Genomic DNA, 18,995 nt, shown 5'->3' on the forward strand with positions numbered 1-18,995 from the left:
GCGTGACCAAGCGTCGCGGCACACTTTCGCCGACAGATGCTGGATCAGGACTTCGGCATTCCATCTGAGAATGTTCAGATGAACGCATCTGAGAATCGCGTCGCTCGACTGACGAGCCGGCTGAACCTGAAAACCGCCATGATCAGCATCAGCGGTGCAATCTTGGGGATAGTGCTCACCGTGGTCCCCGCTGTCATCAAGGTCTCCGACCTCGGCAATACGATCGCACAACGCGACGGGACCATCGACTCGCTGTCCGCCGAGCTCGAGACCGCTGAAGCTCGTCTGGATGCCCGCCAGGAGACCATCGAGTCCCTTCGAGCCGAGAACAGCTCCTTGCACGCGTCGCTGCCGTACACCGTCGCCCCTGAGGACGCACACTCTGTACGCGCCGCCGCAACCGTGACGCTCGCCAAGCGGGGCGACAAGGTGGACCTCAACTCCACGATGCCCAATTTCGACGCAGGACAGAGCGGTGCCTGGTCGGACACCCTGTCATACAACGGGACGGCGATCGTGCTCGGATATGGCATCTCGGCGCTTGCTCTTTCCAGCGGGGTCGCGCAGTACGAAACATGCGCCGCCGCGACCGGCTACGCAGAGTCGTCCACAGTGGAGCCCCATCGACTCGCCGAACCGTCAACCTGTCTTCGTTTGGGTTCGGATCGATTCGCGACGATCCAAGTACCGCGCTTCGACCAGACATCCGTCGATGTCGTCATCACAGTCTGGGAGTGAGTCTTTACGTCTCCCGGCACGCAGAGAGCGCCCGCTGACAGCATGTCGGCGTGAACCGCTTCCGATGAGCCCAGAGACCATATAGCCTCTGGCGCTTGTCGCCGACGCAAACTGTGATCTTGATTTGTATCAATATGAGTGACATAATCCAAGTATGAATGGGCGACAGGCGCTTCGCGAACTGGCCCAGATCTCGGCGTCGCAATGGGGGATGGTCACCTCAGCGCAGGCTGTGGCACGCGGCGTGACGAGACTCGACCTGTCGCGGCTCACTGATGCCGGTGATCTCGAACGGATCGCTCAAGGAGTCTACAAACACTCCGCTGCTCCGTCCGGATCGCATCTCGATGTGCGCGCGGCATGGCTGAGCAGCGAGCCCTCACGCCTGGCGAGCGAGCGTCTGAATGACAGGCATCGAGGAATCGTCGTCAGTGGCCAGACAGCCGCGTGGCTCCACGACATCGGCGACCTCCGCTCGAACCGGACCGAACTCACGACGCCGACCCGTCGGCAGACACAGCGGCCGGACGTCCACTACCGTCAGCGCGAGCTTTCCGAGAAGGACGTCACGATCCACGACGGGATACCGGTGACGACTCCGGAGCGCACGATCACAGATCTCATCGAGGATCGAACCGACCTGTCCATCGTCGCGAACGCGCTCCGAGACGCGACCCGGAAGTTCGAACTCGACCTGAGCCAATTGGAAAGCGATCTCGGCCCCCTGGCCGCACGCAACGGCCACCGCAAGGGCGACGGCGCTGCACTGCTCGATCGACTCTTCGCGCTCGCCGGGATGAATCGCGCACGATGACCGAGCCCTACACAAGTGCTGCCGGCGTCGAATCCGCAATCCGCGACGCCGCCCGTCACGCGTTCGCTCTCGACAAGACGACATCCACGCAGGACCGAATCCGCCAGGAGTACTTCCGACGCTTCCTCAGCAGAGTGTTCTCCGAGCAGAAGAATTCGGACTGGCTACTCAAGGGTGGCACCGGTGTTCTGGCTCGCGTCGCCTCGGCGAGACGCACCACCGACATCGACCTCTTCAGAACGAACAACACCCTCGACGGCGCGCTCGCAGAGCTGATCAGACTGACAAGTATCGACCTCGGCGACCATTTCCGCTTCATCTACACGCGGCATCACACGGCCGTCGGCGGCGACCAGCAGAACTACGCAGAGAGGTACAGCGTCGATTTCGACGTCTACATCGGCGCGGACCGCAAGGAACCGCTCCACGTCGACCTGGTCGTCGGGGTCCTCGTCACTGATGAGGTCACCGTCTCGGCACCAGCGAATCGCTTGAACCTTCCGCGACTTCCGAGCGTCGACTATCGCCTCTACCCAGTCGTCGACCAAATCGCCGACAAGGTGTGCGCAACGATGGCGGACTACCGCGGCAAGCCTTCGAGCCGAGAAAAGGACCTCGTCGACCTCGTCGTGCTCGCGACGACGCAGACGATAAGCGCCGATGCCCTGCAACGTGCGGTGATCGCTGAGGCACGAGTGCGCTCTCTTCCGAGCATCGCAGAGCTCATCATCCCACCCATCTGGGGCCGTGCCTATGCGAAGGAGGCGAAGGACGTCCTGTACTGCTCCGACTACCCCACCGTCCACAGAGCCGCCGAACTCATGCGGTCGTTCATCGATCCTGCGCTTCGTGGCGAAGCATCGGGCCTGACCTGGTCGCCGGAGTTTCTCGCTTGGAGCTGACCACCGTTCTCTTCGCGTCATCACGGCCACTTCTCAACAGCACCGCACACGATTCGCTTCATCGGCCAATCGCCGTCGACTGCAACCCCTGTCGGATCACGCCCCGGTCGAGCTAGGTTCGCGTCGTGGACTCCCTGATCATGCAGCGCATCGCCCTCGATCGTCGCCGCGTCTTCGGATGGATCTGGTTCGGCATCGGCGTCGCGTACCTCGTGCTCAGCGTGCTGCTCGTGATCGCGGAACCCAGTATCCCGACCGCATACTGGCAGCTGGCGATCGCAATCGTCTGGGTGATCTGGGGAGCCGTGATGGTCACTCTCGCACGGCGGGCACTCCGTGCGTTCGAAAGCGTGCACGGTGCCGATGCCGGGAAGCAGTCGCCACGCTGACCCCGAGGGAGCGCTCCTGGGCATCGAACAGCGCACGAGAGCAGGAGAACAGCCCGACACGAGGACGAATACCGCAACGATTCCTCCGCTCGGGCAGTTCTCCTCGGTTCGTGCGGATCCCCTCGGTCCGCACGAATGCCCTCAGCTCGCGCGACGAAAATGCCCCGGCCGGTCCACACGGGACCGACCGGGGCATTCGAGGGAAACGACTACTTGCTCGACCCGGAGCAGCTGACGACCGCGTACTCGCCGGTCGACGTCTGCTCGGCGATGACCTCGCCCTTCGCGGTGATCTTGCACGAGATCGTCGTGGCGCCCTCAGCCGCCTGCGCGACGAGCGAGAACACGTTCGTCGAGAATGCTCCGCCGTCCTCGAGCGTCAGCTCCTTCGTGAACGGCAGAGCGGCATCCGTCGCCTGCTCCTGGCCGGTGCCGCCATTGTTGAGCGTCATGTAGGTGACTGAGCTGGCCGTCGGACCGTCGCTCGTGACCTCGTAGGTCACGGTGTTCGCGACCTGCTCCTCTTCGACGGCCGGCGTCGCGTCCTTGGCGGTCGACGAGCATCCAGCCAGTGCCAGGGTCGCGATGACGGCAGCGGCGCAGATGTACTTCTTCATGAATGTCCCCTTGTGCAGGTGTGCAGATGTGCGGTGTGCAAAACCACCATCGTACTGAGTGGATCGTCCGAGTTGATAACCGATGGGCAACAATTGTTGGATTTCTTCGGTTCGTGCGGCGATGCCGGTGAGCCGGACGGTCGGCGGTTGCTCGTAGGCTGGTGGCATGCGCATCACGGCAGTCATCCGTCCCGACGTCACCCTCGAAGCCATGGGCAAGGGCGAAGGCGTCGACGAGCTGCGCGCGGACATCCTCAGCCAGGTCCCCGAGGGGCACGAGCTCACACAGATCCTCGTCGCGGGCGGCCGGGTCGACGGCAACCTGGTCGGCACGGGCGTCTACCGTCCCACCGAGACCCGCACGGTAGAGGGCGAAGGCCCCGACTACGCGTCGGCCTCCGCTGCGGCGATCGCTGCGATCCCCGAGGGCTGGGTGCAGCTCTGGCGGACCATCGCCAGCTGAGCACCGCTCCGCTGAACCTCCCCGCCTGAGCCGTCTCACGTCGCGAGCTCACCCAACATCCCCTTGAGGCGTTCGGCCGAGGAGCGTACGGTCGGCACATGGTCACCGACGACCCGACGCTCACCAACCCGCAGCTGTACCGGCTGCTGTGGGAGAACGAGTTCGTGCGCGTCCTCGAGTACCTGGACGATCCTGGCGCGAGATCGACACCGCACGACCATCCGAACAGCGTCATGGTCACCCTGTCCGGGTTCACACGCACGCTGCGCTCCTATGGGCGCGAGTTCGAGGTCGAACTGCCGGCCGGGCAGGCCGTCTGGCTTCCGGCCCAACGCCACAGCGGCGAGAACATCGGCGACACCCCCACGCACACGATCTTCGTCGAGCTGAAGGGCGATGCAGCGGGCGAGCCGACGGGAGCGCTCGGCCCGCAGCGCTGAGCCGCAGAACACGAGGAACGGGCGGCCGCGAAGGTTCGCGACCGCCCGTTGCCGGTATCCGATGCCGATGACGAAACAGCGGCTCAGCGCACCGACTTCCGCTCGTAGATCACCATCGACCAGACGTAGCCGGCGACCGAGATCACGACGCACCACACGAGGGCGAACACCGCATTCCAGCCGAGCGGGGTACCGACGAGCAGCCCGCGGATCGTCTCGATGAACGGCGTGAACGGCTGGACCTCGGCGAACCATTGCAGGCCGGCCGGCATCGAATCCGTCGGAACGAACCCGCTGCCGAGGAACGGGAGGAAGGTGAGGATGAGCGGCAGGTTGCTGGCGGTCTCGACCGACTTCGCCTGCATGCCCATCGCGACCCCGAGCCAGCTGATCGCGAACGCGATGAACGTGACGATGCCGATGACGCCGAGCCACTCCATCGGTCCAGCCGTCGGACGGAAGCCGATCAGGACACCGACGCCGAGCACGAGGGCGACGGCGATCAACCCCTGGATCGTGTTGCCGAGCACGTGTCCGGCGAGGACCGATGCGCGCGAGATCGCCATGGTGCGGAAGCGGGCGGTGATGCCCTCCGTCATGTCCATCGAGACGGTCGTCGCCGTGCCGCCAGCGGTCCCGGCGATCGTGATCGCGAGGATGCCGGGCATGACGTACGCGACGTACGCCTGCAGGCCGCCCGCCGGATCGACCCCGGGAAGCCCCGCACCGAGTGTGCCGCCGAAGACGAACACGAACAACAGCAGGATGACGACCGGCCCGAGGATCGTGAAGACGGACAGCCCCGGGTAGCGGATCATGTGGAGCAGGTTGCGGCGCAGCATCGTGATCGCATCCGCGACGACGTGCGAGTGGCGGTCTGCGACGACCGTCGGCGCCTGGTGGACGAGCGTGGTGGTCATGATGCCGTTCCCTTCGAATCGATGCTGCTGTCGTCCCTGCCCGATGCACCCTGCTTGCCGGTGAGGGCGAAGAAGACGTCGTCGAGGTCGGGCGTGTGGATGCTGAGGTCGTCGACCTCGAGGTCGGCCGCGCCGAGGCGGTCGAGGACGGTCCGGAGCGAGCCGACACCGCCGTCACTCGGCACGGTGAGCGCGAGCCCGGCGTCGTCCCGAGCCGAATCGTCGAGGAGCCGCGATGCGCTCTCGAGCGTCGTCGCATCGGCGAACCGGAGCCGGATGTGACCGCCGGGCACGAGCCGCTTGAGCTCGTCCGGTGTTCCGTCGGCGACGATGCGGCCGCCGTCGAGCACCGCGATTCGATCCGCGAGCTCGTCCGCCTCCTCCAGATACTGCGTCGTGAGGAGCACGGTCGTGCCATCCGCGACGAGGCCGCGCACGATCTCCCACATCGTGTGCCGGCTGCGCGGATCGAGTCCCGTCGTCGGCTCGTCGAGGAAGATGACGCTCGGCGTCGAGACGAGGGTCATCGCCAGGTCAAGTCGGCGTTTCATGCCGCCGGAGTAGGTGGCGAGCGGTTTCCGGGCCGCCTCGACGAGATCGAACTGTTCGAGGAGTTCGGCCGTACGCCGCTTCGAACGCTTCGTACCGAGGTGGCGGAGGCGTCCCATCAGGAGGAGGTTCTCCTCTCCGCTCAGGAGGCCGTCGACCGCGGAGAACTGGCCGGTGAGCCCGATCTGGGCGCGCACGCCGTCCTGATCGCGGACGACGTCGTGACCGTTGACGGACGCCGTCCCCCCGTCCGGCCGGACGAGGGTGCTGAGGATGTGGACCGTCGTCGTCTTGCCGGCGCCGTTCGGGCCGAGCAGGGCGGTGACGGTGCCGGCGGGGACCGTGAGGTCGACACCGTCGAGGACGACCTTGTCGCCGTAGGACTTCCGGAGTCCCCGGACGTCGATCGCTTGCGTGTTCATGGATCTCGTTCCCTTCTGAATCTGTCTGTGGTGCTGAAGCTGTCTGTGATGCTGAAGCTGTCTGTGATGCTGAAGCTGTCTGTGGTGCTGAAGCTGTCTGTGCTGGTGATGCGAGCGATGTCGGTGCTGACCGTTCTGGCGCTCGGAGTCACCGGGCGCGAGCGACGGTGATGTCGCCGAACTGGGTGCGGGCGTGCACCGCGACGGTCTGTTCCGACGGTGCGGGCGCGCTGTCGCCGTCGAGCTGATTGCGGACATGGCCGTTCTTCGAGGACAGGTCGAGCCAGGCCGGCACGCCCTCGCGGACACCGATCGTCAGCTGCCCGAATCCGCTCTCGACCTGCACGGACCCGCCAGAGACCTCGCGCAGCTGGATGCTGCCGTATGCCGTCTTGGCCGTGACCGAGGAGAGCGCCTTCGTGATCTCGAGATCGCCGTAGGAGAGCTTCGCTTCGAGCGCTCCTCCCATCTCGCCGATCTGGATGTTGCCGTGCGAGGCTTTCAAGATCGCGTCTCCCGTGACGGCGCCGATGCGGATCTGGCCCTGGCCGGCCGTGATGTCCGCGCCGCCGTCCGCGGTGCCGACGGTCGCATTGCCGTTCGAAGCCCGCAGCCACAGGTCGCCTGTGCCCTCGACATCGACCGTGCCCGTGGAGCTCTTGATTCGGGTGGCACCGAGTCGCCCGAGGGCCCGAATGTTGCCCGCTGCGATCTCGGCGGTGAGTCGGGAACCGGCCGGGAGCTCGACCGTCACGTCGATCGACTCGGACGGTCCGAACCAGCTCACGCGGGGGCGAGGCCCCGTGATGGTGAGCCGCTGGCCGTCGAAGTCGACGCTCGTCTCCTCGGCGCCTCGGCGGTCGACGGCCTTCGACGGGTTCGTCGGCGACACGGTCACGACCGTCTCGGTGCGATCTCCGGCGATGACGTCGATCGCTCCTGCCGGCAAGTTGATGGCGAGGTCGATGGGGTTGGGGGTGCTGAATGCAGGCATGCTGACGCCTCCCTTTCTGTGATGCTCTGGGCATGGGTGATCGGCCCCGCGGGTTCGCGGGGTTCAGTGATGCGGTGCGTCGGGGCTTATCGGGCCCAGCCGGCGAAGTTGTCACCGGTGCGCAGCGCGCGCTGCACAGATCGTCGTTGTTTGGGCTGGAGCGCGTCCGCGACCGCACGGACGAGCCAGGTGTTGACGGACAGGCCGTCTGCCGCGGCGGCTTCGTCCACCCGTGCCTTGAGCGCATCGGGGAGGCGGAGCGTGGTGCGGGACGTGCTCACGTCGTCGAGGTCGACGGTCGTGGCGGAACGCTCATCGGTGTCGAGTTCGACGTTCGGTGCGGTGACGACGAACTCGACCTCGCGTCCGCGGAGACGGACGTCGACGGCGCCTGGAGCGAGGTCGCGGGTGATCTCACCGGCGGCGGCCGACAGCGCATCGAGCAGGACGAGCCTGGTCGCGGCGTCGAGGCCTGCGGCGAGCCGTTCTGCGACGGCGCGAGTCTCCTCGGCGCCGTTCGCTGCGGTGTCCACCAGCTGGCGCTGGAGGTCTGTGACGTAGCTTCCGAGTTCCATGTGCACCAGCGTGACACCACCGTGGTGTCATGTCAAGCGTCGATGGTGTCATTTTTCAGAATTGTGGTGTCACATCGAATCTGGCATCGATTCAATCGAACGTTTGGCGTTTTGCGAGAGGCAGGCTTAGACTCCTGAGATTCGAACGTTCATTCGAGAGAAGCGCACCCCATGCCTCCCACCACGACCGACAATCTCGCCACCCTCTGGCACGCCAACACCGTCCCCGTCCGCATGGTCTGGCACGGCGAACGATGGCGGATCACCGACACCCCGACGGCCCTCAGCGGCGAACCCCTCTACGTCCCACCGATGATGACGCACCCCAGCTCCGGCTTCCGTGGCTGGCGGTTCCAAGCCAGCAACGAACGCGGCGACTCCCGCATGTTCGACGTCCTGCGCGATGAAGGCGGCTGGATCGTCTCGCGTATGTACGAGTAGCCGCGCTCGGCCGGCCCACCTGCACGGGAGCAGGAGAACCGCGCGAGAGAAGGACCGATGTGCGCGATCGGTCCTTCTCTCGCGCGGTTCTCCTCGTCTCGGGCGATTGCGGGTTCGCGCGCTCAGAGCGCGGGCGGCGGCGTGAGCGGAGGCGGAGGGACCGATGCCGCGACGGTCGCGCGCACCGAGGCGCCCTGCAGCGCATCGGCCACACTCGTCACGACCTCCGACACCACGCCGACGTCCGCGAGCGGCGCATGCCACACCCGGAGCTCGAGCGTCGCGGCCCGTGGGGAGACCGACCGCACCAGCACATCCACGCCGTGACCGGTGATGACGCCCGGCGCCTGCCCTGCGGCGCGTGCGATCGTGCCCCGGAGGCTCAGGAGGTCGTCGACGCCCTGCACCCGCACCTCGAGCGAACTGCGTGTGGCCCCGCCCTCGGAGTGGTTCACCATCGGATTCTCGAGCACCGACACGTTCGGCAGATGGACCGTGCGCCCGTCGCGCGTGGTGACGACGACCGCACGAGAGTTGAGCTCCTTCACCTGCCCCACGAAATCGAGCACCTCGATCCACTGGCCCACGTGGATCGAACGCCTCGACTGGATGATGACCGCGGCCCCGAAGTTCGTCGCGATGCCACGCACCGCCATGAATCCGACCGCCGCGACGATGATGACGGCAGCGAGGACCGGCTGGATGTTGGCGCCGAGAAGCGCGAGGACGATGCCGACGGCCAGAAGGATGATCGCGTACTTCACGATGCGAGCGGTCAGGGAGATGAGCTCCGGGTGGAGGCCCGGAAGGCGCGTCCGGAGCGCGTTCACGCCCTTCTTCGCGAAGTGGGCGACGATGAACGCCGCGATGAGGATCAGCACCGAGATGAGCGCGTTCGCCCAGGTGATGCTGCCCTCGGGGAAGATCGACGGGAGGTCAGGCATCACGGAACCCGCTCTCACTCATGGCTGGGTGCGGATCTCGGTGATGTCGATGCCGAGGTCCGCGAGCCGGGCGACGAGGCCGTGGAGTTCCGCCTGGTCGCGCACGGGTCCGGAGAGGACCGTCGTCGAAGGACCGAGCTGCACCGCTTCCAGCTCGGGGAAGGCCGCGCGGATCGTGTCGGAGATCGCACACGGGATGCGGATCTCGTAGCGAGTCTCCATGCTCCTCCTCGGGTCGAGGCGGTCGCCCGTCGAACGGGGCCCGTCAGCCATCAGACTCGTCGATGGCGGCGCACGGCGCATCCTCCGTTCCGGGCGAGAGCGGGTTGATCGGCCCGGTCACTGAGCGTGTCGAGTGGAGGCAACACCCTTCGACAGGCTCAGGGACTGGGAAGGCGACACCCTTCGACAGGCTCAGGGACCGGGACCGGGTCAGAGGAGCCCCTGGGACATCGCTCGTTCGACCGCCTCGGCCCGCCCGGTGGCCCCGAGCTTCTGATAGATGGACCGCATGTGCGTCTTCACGGTGTTCGGGCTGAGATGCTGCTTGAGCGCGATGTCGCCGACGCTCTGATGCCTCGGCAGCTCACGGAGGATCTCCCGTTCCTTCGGGGTGAAGTCCGCCGTGTCCTGCTGCCGCCTCACGACATCGGCCGGCAGGATCCGACCGGCTGCGGCGATGATCGACTCCGCGAACGACTCGAGGACGCCGAGCCGCCCCAACCGTGGTTCGAGCAGCGCGACGCCGGTCCCCTGCAGGGCGATGAACGGGCGGCGCATCTCCAGACGCTCGGCAGCCTCGAGTGCGCGGAGGACCCGACCGTCGGCGATCGTGTCCCGCCCGTTCCGCTCCGCCCACGCAGCGAGCGTCAACCACGCGAACACCGGTCCGGAACTGTGCCAGGCGCGCGATCCGCCTTCGAGGGCCGACAGCAGAACGGTCTCGGCATGCGTCTGTCGTCCGGCGGCGTTCGAGAGCAACGCGGACCCGGTGACCGCTTCGAGGCTGTCCCGGCCGAGGATCGCGGAGACGAGTTCCACGACGCCGACGGCACGGTGGCGGTCGTGGAGTCGCAGGGCGAGTTCCACGTACCGCTGGGAGCATGCGGCGACGGTCCGCGGGTGCTCGTGCCCACGGCTGTTCAGGAGGTTGTCGAGCTCGTCGAAGCGCTCGCGTGCCCCGACGCCCGTGTCTCCGTCGAGCGCGACGAGCAGTCGCAGCGCCTCGGCCGGCACCCCGATGCCGGGGTCGATGTGCGCGCCGTCGCTCGCGAGGATGTCGTCGACCTCCCTGAAGTCGAACGGGCGGCACCGGACGAACGCGGCCGCCGCGATCGCGAACTGGATGCGGCCGGACACGATGTCGCCGAGCGCCTCGGTCTGCGGGAGCACCGCCATCCGGTCCTGGTCGTCGATCGCCTCGGACCATCGACCGGTCCGCGCGGCCGCCGTTGCAGCCGCGTCGAGGAGCACGAGTTGCAGCCAGGTGCGATGCGATGCCGCGGCGGACGAGACGGCCGACCGCAAGGTCTCCAGCTCCGCCTCGTCGCCCGTGGCACGTTGGACGCGTGCGCGTGCGAGAGCGCAGAACAGGGCGACGTCGATCAGGAGCGCATCACAGCCGTTCGGGTCGCCCGCGGCCTCGGCGAGCCGCTCGTCCAGGGCCGTGAGCACCGTCACATCGACGAAGGGGACGGAGACCGGCTCCGCCGTGTCATCGGCGGTGGCCGGCTCGTGGCCGGCACGGAGCGCTTCGTCCGCGGCGCGCATGATCGTGAGCGCCGTGTGCAGGACGCGGACGAGCGGGGGCGCCTCCTCGATGCGGACGCTCGCCGCGGCGAGGTGCAGGTCGGCGCGCTCCGGATCGGGGAGGTAGGGGGCGGAGTCGAGGACGGCGAGCACGTGCGTCGTCGTGCTCTGACGCCCGGAGATCTCCAAGCGGTCGAGGGCGTGCTGGACGAGCGCCCCTTTGCCCGCGAAGACGAGACCGACCCCTTCCGCGTCGACGACGTCGAGGAGGTCGTCGACGGAATCCGCGGCGAGCGCCAGCTCGAGCGCGAGGTCCGGACGCCCGCTCAGCCGATACCAGTCGGCAGCATCGCGCGCGGCACGATGCATCGCTCCGAAGTCCCGTCGGCGCAGCTCCGCTCTGAGGTAGCCGTGGAGCGTCGCGTGGTAGCTGTACTCGGCCGACCCCGTTCCCGTGTGGGAGACGAGCGCGGTCTGCTGTTCGAGCGAATCGAGGATGTCTCCGGCGTCCTCGCGACCGGTCAGATGGACGGCGAGCGGGACGGAGAGCGAGTCGACCACCGAGGTGACGAGGAGGAATCGTCGCCTGTCCTCATCGAGTTGGTCGAGCACCTCGTTGACGAGGTAGTCGCCGATCGCTCGATGGTCGTCGAGGAACTGCTCCGGAAGCCGGGCTTCCCCGTCGAGGTTCTGCAGCCACCCGGCGAGCAGGGAGAGCGCGGCGGCCCAGCCCTCCGTGCGGCGGGTCATGAGATCGAGCTCGTCGTCGCTCAAGGTGATCGACCGCACCGCGAGGAACGCCGCCACCTCGTCACGGGTGAAGGCGAGGTCGGTGGAACGGAACTCGACGATGCCGGGGACGAGCGCGATCCTGGCGAGCGACGCCGGTGCATACCGTCCGGCCAGCACGATCCGCACGTGCGCAGGCCTCGCGCTGATGAATCTGGTGAGCCACTCGGCGTCTGCGCGACTGCCGCGGTGGTGGACGTCGTCGAGGAGGATCGTCGTCGGCCGACTGTCCGAGAGGAGCGGAGCGAGCGCCTCGACCGCGCTCGCGGGCGTCTCCGGGACGACACCGTCACCCCGTTCCGGGTCCGACGGAGGGCGGGAGTCGTCGACGGCGAGCCGATGCGACGCCGCGACGAGGGCGGGGAGCGATCGGGCCGTCGTCGTCGGACCGCCCAGTCCGACCCACACGATGATCTCTCCGTCGGCGCGGAGCTGTTCGGCCCATCCGGCGAGGAGCGTCGACTTCCCGGCGCCGGCCGCAGCCCACACCTCCGTGATCGCGGCGCGGTCCGTCGGCAGCTGCAAGCGCCGACGGTGCCGCACGAGGGAGGAGAGATTCGGCGGAGCGAGCACTCCCCGGTCCCCCGACGAGCTCGTTTCGATGGAATACAGCACAGCGACCCGCCTCTCACTGAGCGTGTCGGGTCACGTCCCCACGACGGGATGTGCGCGCTAGGGCCGATGCTAGTGAGTTCGCAGCCTGAGCAACAGAGGGACTACACCTGTTGGACAACGACTCACCCGAAACGGGTGAGACGTCGCCACCGCGATGTCGGCCGTTCCCCCGAGTTCCGCCAGGGTGCGACGCAGCGCGCCGCGAAGCCGCTCATCCCAGCAATCGCTGCTTCGCCGCTTCGAACTCCGCATCGGTCAGCGCACCCTGCTGGTGGAGCGTCGCGAGCCGTTGGATCTCATCGACCATCGTCGCCCCGCCCGAGCCACCAGCGGCCGTGGGTGCCGCAGCCGCCACGGGCTGGGGCGCCGTCGCCTCCGCGTACTGCGTGCTCTGGTCCTGCTCGTACGCGGCGGCCTCCGACTGTTCCACGGCACGGTTCTGGGCGTGCCGGTTGATGGCGCCCGCCGTCGCGGCGGCCGTGCCGGCGACGACCGCCGTGCGCGCAGCGAGACCGAGCAGTCCCGGCCTGCCGAATCGTCTGAGCAGCATCACTCCGCTCCTTCCACGGCGAGGAGCAGGACTTCATCGATCGCCGCCGCCGGTACGAACTCGTCGAAAGCAGTCGTCCCGCCGGCCGCTGCCATCGCCTCGCTGAGCGTCTCAGCCCACACGTGCTCGATCGCGATGACGAGGACCGAGGACCCGTCGTCGAGCTCCGACTCCGACGCGAGCTGATCGACATCCTGATGCGCGATCAGACCCCTCGTCTCCTCGGGGACCTCAACGAGCGTGAGGGACTCCGCACCGTCCGCGCCGATCTCGACGAACACGATCTCACCGTCCTCGCTCGTCCCGAGGATCAGATCGACGATGCGAATGGACGGATCGGCCTGCAACTCCTCGAGTGCACCCGCGCCGACGATGGCGTCCTCGACGCTCGGGAAGTGCCAGGCGAGCAGTTCGACCGGCCCCGTGATGGATGGTGACATGGCTGCTGCTCTCCCTCGCTCGGTCGACGACGCCGGTCGCATCGCCGTGTCACCAGCATCCGAGCCGGGCCGTCTCCGCGCGTCGCCCACTGCGGGTGAAGTCGCCGCGTCGCGCGGTCGGACGAAGTCGCCTCGATCGGGTGAGGCGTCGGGCATCCGCCGCATGGTCGACTGACGCCAGTACACGAGGAGAGGACGCGCACATGGGCCAGGTCATCGGGGAGATCCTCCCGCTCGCGCTGGGAGTGGCGATCAGCCCGATCCCCATCATCGCCGCCATCCTCATGCTGCTCTCCCCCCGGGCGAAGTCGCTCAGTCTGGGGTTCCTCCTGGGCTGGCTGCTCGGCATCGTCGTCGCGTCCGTCGTCTTCACGCTCATCGGCTCGCTCATCACCGTCGCCGACGGCGATGCTTCGCAGCCGATCGCGGGCGTCGTGAAGATCGTCCTCGGCGCCCTGCTCCTGGTCCTCGCGCTCGGGCAGTGGCGAAAACGGCCCAAGGAGGGTGAGACGGCTGCCCTGCCGAAGTGGATGGCGGCGATCGATTCCATGAAGCCGGGCGCCGCGTTCGGCCTCGCCTTCCTCCTCGCGGCCGTGAACCCGAAGAACCTCATGATGGCTGCGGCAGCAGGGGTCGCGATCGGGACGTCCTCCATCGCGATCGGCGGGGAGATCGTCGCCGTCGTCGTGTTCGTCGTCATCGCCGTCTGCTCCGTCGCGATCCCCGTCATCGCCTACCTCGTGGCGGCCGACCGGATGCGCGCACCCCTCGAACGGTTGCGGGTGTGGCTCGTCGCCAACAACGCCACGGTCATGGCGATCCTGCTCCTCGTCATCGGCGTGGTCACGGTCGGCAAGGGCATCGGCTCGTTCTGAGCCGCGAGACAGTCCAGACAGCAGCAGAGCAGAGACTCGGAGACGCGAATGATCAAGGTCCTTCCCGGATTGCACGTCCGCAACCTTGGCCGCGAGGCACTCGCCGGGGTGACGCTCCTCGCGATCGCCGTCCCGCTGAACATCGGCTACGCGCAGATCGCCGGGCTCCCGGCCACCGCCGGGCTGTACTCGCTCATCCTGCCCGGCATCGTCTACGCACTCGTCGCGTCGACCAGGCAGATGGTGGCCTCACCCGATGCCGCGGCGGCCGCCCTCGTGGCATCGTCGCTCGGCGGGCTGGCCGTCGCGGGCAGCGACAACTACCTGCAGCTCGCGCTCGCGCAGGCGATCATCGGCGCCGGCTTCTTCGGCCTGTGCGCGCTGTTCAAGCTCGGCTTCCTCGCGAACTTCCTCTCCGAACCGATCCTCATCGGCTTCGTGGGCGGGCTCGCGCTCGACATCCTCGTGAGCCAGGTCGCGAAAATGCTGGGCGTCTCGATCAACAGCGGTGACGAGTTCCTCGCGAAGGCGGGCGAGCTCATCACGGGGCTCGTGAAGACGAATCTGTGGTCGCTCGTGATCGCCGTCGCGGCCGTCGCGATCCTGGTGGGCGGGCGGATCCTCGCGAAGCGCGTGCCGTGGGCGCTCATCGTGCTCGTCGTCAGCACGATCTTCGTGGTCCTGTCCGGCGTGGAGCAGGCCGGGGTGAAGGTGCTCGGCAAGATCGAGTCCGGGCCTCCCGTGCTCACCTGGCCGCAGCTCGAATGGAGCACCTGGCTCCATCTGGCTCCGAGCGCCGCGGCGCTGACGCTCGTCGCGATGGCGGAGGGCCTCCTGGTCGCGAAACGGTACGGTCAGAAGCACGGCTACTCCACGAACCCGAACCGCGACCTCCTCGCATTCGGCGCCGCGAACCTCGCGTCCGGCGCGTCCGGCGGGTTCACGATCGGCTCCTCCACGTCCCGCACGGCCGCCCTCGACCAGGCCGGATCGCGCACCCAGCTCCCGACGATCGTCGCGGCCATCGGCACCCTCCTCCTCGTCATGTTCGGCACGGCCCTCCTCGAGCACATCCCGTCCCCCGCGATCGGTGCGATCGTCGCGGTCGCCGTCGTCCCGCTCCTCGGCATCAGCGACTTCGCCCGGCTCTGGCGGGAACGGAAGTTCGAGTTCCTCGTCGGCGTCGCCTGCTTCCTGGGCGCGTTGCTCCTCGGCCCGATCCCCGGCATCCTCATCGCCTTCTTCCTCTCGCTCATCAACCTCGCCCGCCGTGCCGCGAACCCGCCGGTGGACGTCCTCACGATCAACGACTCCCCCACCGATGCCGCGGTCGCGGGCGGCGCCGAGACGGTCGTCACCGCCCCGGGCGTGATCGTCCTGCGCTTCGCGGCACCCATCTTCTTCGCGAACTCCTCGCTGTTCACCGACCGCGTGACGGAAGTCCTCGACTCGGGCGTGCCGCAGGGCGTTCGACACCTCGTGCTCGACTGCGAGGCGATCACGGACATCGACGTCACCGGCGCGAAGAGCTTCCGAGTGGCCGTCGCCGCCGCGAAGACCGCGGGGGTGAGCCTCCACCTCAGCCGGGCCAGACGGGACCTGCAGAGGCAGATGAAGGAGCTCGACCTGCTCGACGGCATCGACGTGTACGCGACGAACCGCGCGGCCGTAGCAGCACTCTCCAGCGCCCCGATCGGTGTTCCCGCGGTGGCTGGAGCGGTGGCCTCCGCCGGTTCAGCGGCGAGCTCCGGCGCCGTTGCGGAGGCAGTGGTCGGCACCTCACCCGGACGGGATGATGCGTCCGCCGATGCGCGCGGGCAGGCTGACGACAACAGGCCGGGAGACACCGGGCCGGCAGCGACAGATGGGACCACACCATGAGCGAGGAACGACCCGGAACCGTACTCCCCGTCCCGGACCGCCCCTACCAGGGACCGATGTCCTACGACGCGAAGCACCTCGAGGAACAGTTCCCCCCGATCGTCGTCGCTCGCCCACCTGCGACGGCGCCGAACATCCTCGTGATCCTCCTCGATGATGTCGGATTCGGCGCGTCGAGTGCGTTCGGCGGCCCCATCCACACCCCGACCGCGGAACGACTCGCGGCGGGCGGCCTGAAGTACACGCGCTTCCACACGACCGCGCTCTGCTCCCCCACCCGCGCCGCGCTCCTCTCCGGTCGCAACCACCACTCGGTGGGCATGGGGCACATCACTGAGACCGCGACACCCGCGCCCGGCTACCGCTCGACGCGACCGAACTCTGCCGTCCCGCTTCCAGAGATCCTGCGCCAGAACGGCTACAACACCGCCCAGTTCGGCAAGTGCCACGAAGTGCCCGTGTGGGAGACCGGTCCCACGGGCCCGTTCGACCACTGGCCAGCGTTCAGCGGCTTCGAACGCTTCTACGGGTTCATCGGCGGTGAGACGAACCAGTACACGCCGGCCCTCGTCGACGGCGTGACGACGATCGAGCCCCCGCACGACCCGGATTACCACCTCATGCCGGACCTCGCCGACAAGGCGATCGACTACATCCGGCAACAGAAGAACCTCACGCCGGACAAGCCGTTCTTCGTCTACTTCGCCCCCGGCGCCACCCACGCACCGCACCACGTGCCGAAGGACTGGATCGCGAAGTACAAGGGCGCATTCGACCACGGCTGGGACGCGCAGCGTGAGCAGACCTTCGCGAAGCAGCTCGAACTCGGCGTCATCGCGGCGGACTCCGAGTTGACCGCGCGCCCCGACGGACTCCCCGCCTGGGACGACGTGCCGGACGATCGCAAGCCGATCCTCGCCCGCCAGATGGAGGTCTACGCGGCGTTCCTCGAATACGCCGACTTCCACACCGGTCGCGTCATCGACACGCTCGAAGAGCAGGGCATTCTCGACGAGACGCTCGTCTACTACATCATCGGCGACAACGGGGCCTCCGCGGAGGGCGGCATCAACGGCGCCTACATGCTCACGACGGCGTCCAACGGCGGCGCGGAATTCGAAGACGTCGCGTTCTGGGACGAGCACCTCGACGACGTCGGCGGGCCGCAGGCGTACAACCACTACTCCGTCGCGTGGGCGCATGCGATGTGCACGCCGTACCAGTGGACGAAGCAGGTCGCCTCGCACTACGGCGGAACCCGCAACGGGACGATCGTGCACTGGCCGGCGAAGATCGCCGCTCAGGGCGAGACGCGACACCAGTGGCACCACGCGATCGACGTCGCCCCCACCGTCCTCGATGTGGCCGGGCTCGCGGAACCGCACACCGTCAACGGCGTCACCCAGATCCCGATGCAGGGCGTCTCGATGGCGTACAGCTTCACGGACGCCGGCGCGGACGAGCGCCACACCACCCAGTACTTCGAGCTCATGGGCAACCGCGGCATCTATCACCTCGGCTGGACGGCGCAGACGAAGCACCGCACACCGTGGGACGTCGTCTCCAAAGCGCCGGACTTCTCGGCAGACGTCTGGGAGCTCTACGACACGACGACCGACTGGACGCAGGCACACAACCTCGCCAAGGAGCAACCGGAGAAGCTCGCCGAGATGCAGCAGCTGTTCCTCATCGAGGCGGCCAGGCACAACGTCTTCCCGATGGACGATCGGGCCGCGGAACGCATGAACCCCGTCCTCGCCGGACGGCCGACGCTCGTGACCGGGACGACCCTCAAGCTCTACCCCGGCATGATCCGACTGGGCGAGAACGTCACCCTCAACGTCAAGAACCGCTCCTACTCGGTGACTGCGGAGATCGTCGTTCCCGACGACGGAGCGGTGAGCGGGGCGATCGTCGCGCAGGGCGGACGGACGGGCGGTTGGTCGTTCTTCACCGAGGACGGCAAGCTCGGCTACCACTACAACTTCTGCGGGCTCGTGCGCACGACGACCCTCTCCGACACGCCGATCGGCGCGGGAACCCACCAGGTGCGCGTCGAGTTCGCCTACGACGGCGGCGGCATCGGCAAGGGCGGAGACGTGAGCCTGTTCATCGACGGCGACGCGGTCGGAACGGGACGGGTGGAACGCACCCATCCGCTGTACTTCTCCTTCGACGAGGGCATGGACGCGGGCGAGGACACCGGGATGCCCGCTTACGAGGGCTACGCCGAATGGGGCGGCCACTTCACGGGCGTCATCTCATGGGCCGAGGTCGACCTCGGACTCGACGACCACAGCCATCTCATCGACCCGGAGGACCACCTGCAGGCTGCGCTCCGCCACCAGTAGGTCGCCACCGATCCACCAGCACAGCCGGCACCACTCCGCTCCATCAGTTCCGCCTTCGACAGCAGCACACATCTCGAAAGGACCACATCATGAGTTTCTGGGACAGTTTCTGGAACATCCTCTGGATCTTCTTCTGGAGCTTCGCGTTCATCTCCTACCTCTTCGCCCTGTTCGCAGTCATCGCGGACCTCTTCCGGGACCACAAGCTCAACGGATGGTGGAAGGCGCTGTGGATCCTCTTCCTCGTGTTCGTTCCGTTCCTGACGGTGCTCGTGTACCTCATCGCCCGCGGCGCCGGAATGGCGGAACGCAGCCAACGCTCCGCACGCCAGGCGCAATCGGAGGCCGAGGGATACATCCGCCAGGTCGCCGGGGCGAGTCCGGCCGACGAGATCGCCAAGGCGAAGGCGCTCCTCGACGCCGGATCGATCACGCAGGAGGAGTACGCGTCGCTCAAAGCGCACGCGCTCTCCAAGACCGCCACCGCCTGATCGGTGGGGCGCGATCGGGGCGACCGCCGCCCGGACGCCCCGACCG

At 67.6% G+C, this 18,995-nt stretch carries 23 protein-coding genes; 13 read left to right on the forward strand and 10 right to left on the reverse strand.

The window, feature by feature from the left end; all coding sequences use genetic code 11:
- Positions 1-78: 78 nt before the first annotated feature.
- From ACQ3HB_RS03615 to ACQ3HB_RS03630, 4 genes are all read left to right on the forward strand, one after another.
- Positions 79-738: a hypothetical protein gene (locus ACQ3HB_RS03615; protein WP_430917825.1), complete on the forward strand. Its 660-nt coding sequence runs from the start codon at positions 79-81 to the stop codon at positions 736-738.
- Between the two features lie 154 nt (positions 739-892).
- On the forward strand, positions 893-1,552 hold the full coding sequence (locus tag ACQ3HB_RS03620) for a type IV toxin-antitoxin system AbiEi family antitoxin domain-containing protein (RefSeq protein ID WP_430917826.1): 660 nt from the start codon (positions 893-895) through the stop codon (positions 1,550-1,552).
- Entirely contained in the window at positions 1,549-2,454 is a 906-nt protein-coding gene (locus tag ACQ3HB_RS03625; protein WP_430917829.1) for a nucleotidyl transferase AbiEii/AbiGii toxin family protein, read from the forward strand. Before ACQ3HB_RS03620 ends, ACQ3HB_RS03625 begins: the two co-directional genes overlap by 4 nt.
- Before the next feature lie 125 nt (positions 2,455-2,579).
- A complete protein-coding gene (locus ACQ3HB_RS03630; RefSeq protein WP_430917830.1) occupies positions 2,580-2,843 on the forward strand; it encodes a hypothetical protein in 264 nt (87 codons plus the stop codon).
- Positions 2,844-3,052: 209 nt separating this feature from the next.
- On the opposite strand, the gene ACQ3HB_RS03635 is transcribed toward ACQ3HB_RS03630, so the two are convergent.
- Positions 3,053-3,460, reverse strand: coding sequence for an MmpS family transport accessory protein (locus tag ACQ3HB_RS03635; RefSeq protein WP_430917832.1), 408 nt, complete (start codon positions 3,458-3,460; stop codon positions 3,053-3,055).
- Positions 3,461-3,626: 166 nt separating this feature from the next.
- Here ACQ3HB_RS03635 and ACQ3HB_RS03640 point away from each other — a divergent pair, with 166 nt between their 5' ends.
- Positions 3,627-3,923 (forward strand): hypothetical protein, encoded by a 297-nt coding sequence (locus tag ACQ3HB_RS03640; RefSeq protein ID WP_430917833.1) that lies wholly within the window; start codon positions 3,627-3,629, stop codon positions 3,921-3,923.
- A gap of 98 nt (positions 3,924-4,021) precedes the next feature.
- Complete coding sequence (locus ACQ3HB_RS03645) at positions 4,022-4,363, forward strand: cupin domain-containing protein (protein ID WP_430917835.1); 342 nt, start codon at positions 4,022-4,024, stop codon at positions 4,361-4,363.
- A gap of 83 nt (positions 4,364-4,446) precedes the next feature.
- Here ACQ3HB_RS03645 and ACQ3HB_RS03650 read toward each other — a convergent pair whose 3' ends face one another.
- Both ACQ3HB_RS03650 and ACQ3HB_RS03655 read right to left on the reverse strand, forming a co-directional pair.
- On the reverse strand, positions 4,447-5,283 hold the full coding sequence (locus tag ACQ3HB_RS03650) for an ABC transporter permease (RefSeq protein WP_430917836.1): 837 nt from the start codon (positions 5,281-5,283) through the stop codon (positions 4,447-4,449).
- On the reverse strand, positions 5,280-6,254 hold the full coding sequence (locus ACQ3HB_RS03655; RefSeq protein ID WP_430917838.1) for an ATP-binding cassette domain-containing protein: 975 nt from the start codon (positions 6,252-6,254) through the stop codon (positions 5,280-5,282). Before ACQ3HB_RS03655 ends, ACQ3HB_RS03650 begins: the two co-directional genes overlap by 4 nt.
- A gap of 27 nt (positions 6,255-6,281) precedes the next feature.
- On the opposite strand from ACQ3HB_RS03655, the gene ACQ3HB_RS03660 reads away from it, so the two are divergent.
- Positions 6,282-6,425: a hypothetical protein gene (locus ACQ3HB_RS03660; RefSeq protein WP_430917839.1), complete on the forward strand. Its 144-nt coding sequence runs from the start codon at positions 6,282-6,284 to the stop codon at positions 6,423-6,425.
- On the opposite strand, the gene ACQ3HB_RS03665 is transcribed toward ACQ3HB_RS03660, so the two are convergent.
- A complete protein-coding gene (locus ACQ3HB_RS03665; protein WP_430917841.1) occupies positions 6,403-7,248 on the reverse strand; it encodes a DUF4097 family beta strand repeat-containing protein in 846 nt (281 codons plus the stop codon). The genes ACQ3HB_RS03660 and ACQ3HB_RS03665 overlap by 23 nt on opposite strands.
- A gap of 86 nt (positions 7,249-7,334) precedes the next feature.
- Positions 7,335-7,823: a histidine kinase gene (locus ACQ3HB_RS03670; RefSeq protein WP_430917843.1), complete on the reverse strand. Its 489-nt coding sequence runs from the start codon at positions 7,821-7,823 to the stop codon at positions 7,335-7,337.
- Between the two features lie 171 nt (positions 7,824-7,994).
- On the opposite strand from ACQ3HB_RS03670, the gene ACQ3HB_RS03675 reads away from it, so the two are divergent.
- The gene (locus ACQ3HB_RS03675; protein ID WP_430917845.1) at positions 7,995-8,264 is read left to right on the forward strand and encodes a hypothetical protein; all 270 of its coding nucleotides are present in this window, start codon (positions 7,995-7,997) and stop codon (positions 8,262-8,264) included.
- Between the two features lie 122 nt (positions 8,265-8,386).
- Here the strand turns inward: ACQ3HB_RS03675 and ACQ3HB_RS03680 are convergent, their stop codons facing one another.
- From ACQ3HB_RS03680 to ACQ3HB_RS03700, 5 genes are all read right to left on the reverse strand, one after another.
- Positions 8,387-9,208, reverse strand: coding sequence for a mechanosensitive ion channel family protein (locus ACQ3HB_RS03680; protein ID WP_430917847.1), 822 nt, complete (start codon positions 9,206-9,208; stop codon positions 8,387-8,389).
- Between the two features lie 18 nt (positions 9,209-9,226).
- On the reverse strand, positions 9,227-9,430 hold the full coding sequence (locus tag ACQ3HB_RS03685) for a hypothetical protein (protein WP_430917849.1): 204 nt from the start codon (positions 9,428-9,430) through the stop codon (positions 9,227-9,229).
- A 210-nt stretch (positions 9,431-9,640) separates the two neighbouring features.
- Complete coding sequence (locus ACQ3HB_RS03690; protein ID WP_430917850.1) at positions 9,641-12,271, reverse strand: helix-turn-helix transcriptional regulator; 2,631 nt, start codon at positions 12,269-12,271, stop codon at positions 9,641-9,643.
- A gap of 301 nt (positions 12,272-12,572) precedes the next feature.
- Positions 12,573-12,911 (reverse strand): SHOCT domain-containing protein, encoded by a 339-nt coding sequence (locus ACQ3HB_RS03695; protein WP_430917852.1) that lies wholly within the window; start codon positions 12,909-12,911, stop codon positions 12,573-12,575.
- A complete protein-coding gene (locus ACQ3HB_RS03700; RefSeq protein WP_430917854.1) occupies positions 12,911-13,351 on the reverse strand; it encodes a DUF6325 family protein in 441 nt (146 codons plus the stop codon). Before ACQ3HB_RS03700 ends, ACQ3HB_RS03695 begins: the two co-directional genes overlap by 1 nt.
- On the opposite strand from ACQ3HB_RS03700, the gene ACQ3HB_RS03705 reads away from it, so the two are divergent.
- From ACQ3HB_RS03705 to ACQ3HB_RS03725, 5 genes are all read left to right on the forward strand, one after another.
- Positions 13,350-13,526, forward strand: coding sequence for a hypothetical protein (locus ACQ3HB_RS03705; protein ID WP_430917855.1), 177 nt, complete (start codon positions 13,350-13,352; stop codon positions 13,524-13,526). The genes ACQ3HB_RS03700 and ACQ3HB_RS03705 overlap by 2 nt on opposite strands.
- A gap of 28 nt (positions 13,527-13,554) precedes the next feature.
- Positions 13,555-14,226 (forward strand): GAP family protein, encoded by a 672-nt coding sequence (locus tag ACQ3HB_RS03710; protein WP_430917856.1) that lies wholly within the window; start codon positions 13,555-13,557, stop codon positions 14,224-14,226.
- A gap of 48 nt (positions 14,227-14,274) precedes the next feature.
- Complete coding sequence (locus ACQ3HB_RS03715) at positions 14,275-16,107, forward strand: SulP family inorganic anion transporter (RefSeq protein WP_430917858.1); 1,833 nt, start codon at positions 14,275-14,277, stop codon at positions 16,105-16,107.
- Positions 16,104-18,458 (forward strand): arylsulfatase, encoded by a 2,355-nt coding sequence (locus tag ACQ3HB_RS03720; protein ID WP_430917860.1) that lies wholly within the window; start codon positions 16,104-16,106, stop codon positions 18,456-18,458. The genes ACQ3HB_RS03715 and ACQ3HB_RS03720 overlap by 4 nt, the downstream gene beginning before the upstream one ends.
- An 89-nt stretch (positions 18,459-18,547) precedes the next feature.
- Positions 18,548-18,949, forward strand: a complete 402-nt coding sequence (locus ACQ3HB_RS03725) for an SHOCT domain-containing protein (RefSeq protein WP_430917862.1) — start codon at positions 18,548-18,550, stop codon at positions 18,947-18,949.
- The last annotated feature ends 46 nt before the right edge of the window (positions 18,950-18,995 follow it).

This window comes from Plantibacter lichenum (assembly GCF_050587525.1).
In the GTDB taxonomy this organism is placed as follows: domain Bacteria; phylum Actinomycetota; class Actinomycetes; order Actinomycetales; family Microbacteriaceae; genus Plantibacter.

Coding starts and splice junctions, on each gene's coding strand:
- ACQ3HB_RS03615 (WP_430917825.1), top strand. CDS start 79: ATGAACGCATCTGAGAATCGCGTCGCTCGACTGACGAGCCGGCTGAAC.
- ACQ3HB_RS03620 (WP_430917826.1), top strand. CDS start 893: ATGAATGGGCGACAGGCGCTTCGCGAACTGGCCCAGATCTCGGCGTCG.
- ACQ3HB_RS03625 (WP_430917829.1), top strand. CDS start 1,549: ATGACCGAGCCCTACACAAGTGCTGCCGGCGTCGAATCCGCAATCCGC.
- ACQ3HB_RS03635 (WP_430917832.1), bottom strand. CDS start 3,460: ATGAAGAAGTACATCTGCGCCGCTGCCGTCATCGCGACCCTGGCACTG.
- ACQ3HB_RS03640 (WP_430917833.1), top strand. CDS start 3,627: ATGCGCATCACGGCAGTCATCCGTCCCGACGTCACCCTCGAAGCCATG.
- ACQ3HB_RS03645 (WP_430917835.1), top strand. CDS start 4,022: ATGGTCACCGACGACCCGACGCTCACCAACCCGCAGCTGTACCGGCTG.
- ACQ3HB_RS03650 (WP_430917836.1), bottom strand. CDS start 5,283: ATGACCACCACGCTCGTCCACCAGGCGCCGACGGTCGTCGCAGACCGC.
- ACQ3HB_RS03655 (WP_430917838.1), bottom strand. CDS start 6,254: ATGAACACGCAAGCGATCGACGTCCGGGGACTCCGGAAGTCCTACGGC.
- ACQ3HB_RS03665 (WP_430917841.1), bottom strand. CDS start 7,248: ATGCCTGCATTCAGCACCCCCAACCCCATCGACCTCGCCATCAACTTG.
- ACQ3HB_RS03670 (WP_430917843.1), bottom strand. CDS start 7,823: ATGGAACTCGGAAGCTACGTCACAGACCTCCAGCGCCAGCTGGTGGAC.
- ACQ3HB_RS03675 (WP_430917845.1), top strand. CDS start 7,995: ATGCCTCCCACCACGACCGACAATCTCGCCACCCTCTGGCACGCCAAC.
- ACQ3HB_RS03680 (WP_430917847.1), bottom strand. CDS start 9,208: ATGCCTGACCTCCCGTCGATCTTCCCCGAGGGCAGCATCACCTGGGCG.
- ACQ3HB_RS03685 (WP_430917849.1), bottom strand. CDS start 9,430: ATGGAGACTCGCTACGAGATCCGCATCCCGTGTGCGATCTCCGACACG.
- ACQ3HB_RS03695 (WP_430917852.1), bottom strand. CDS start 12,911: ATGCTGCTCAGACGATTCGGCAGGCCGGGACTGCTCGGTCTCGCTGCG.
- ACQ3HB_RS03705 (WP_430917855.1), top strand. CDS start 13,350: ATGGCTGCTGCTCTCCCTCGCTCGGTCGACGACGCCGGTCGCATCGCC.
- ACQ3HB_RS03700 (WP_430917854.1), bottom strand. CDS start 13,351: ATGTCACCATCCATCACGGGGCCGGTCGAACTGCTCGCCTGGCACTTC.
- ACQ3HB_RS03710 (WP_430917856.1), top strand. CDS start 13,555: ATGGGCCAGGTCATCGGGGAGATCCTCCCGCTCGCGCTGGGAGTGGCG.
- ACQ3HB_RS03715 (WP_430917858.1), top strand. CDS start 14,275: ATGATCAAGGTCCTTCCCGGATTGCACGTCCGCAACCTTGGCCGCGAG.
- ACQ3HB_RS03720 (WP_430917860.1), top strand. CDS start 16,104: ATGAGCGAGGAACGACCCGGAACCGTACTCCCCGTCCCGGACCGCCCC.
- ACQ3HB_RS03725 (WP_430917862.1), top strand. CDS start 18,548: ATGAGTTTCTGGGACAGTTTCTGGAACATCCTCTGGATCTTCTTCTGG.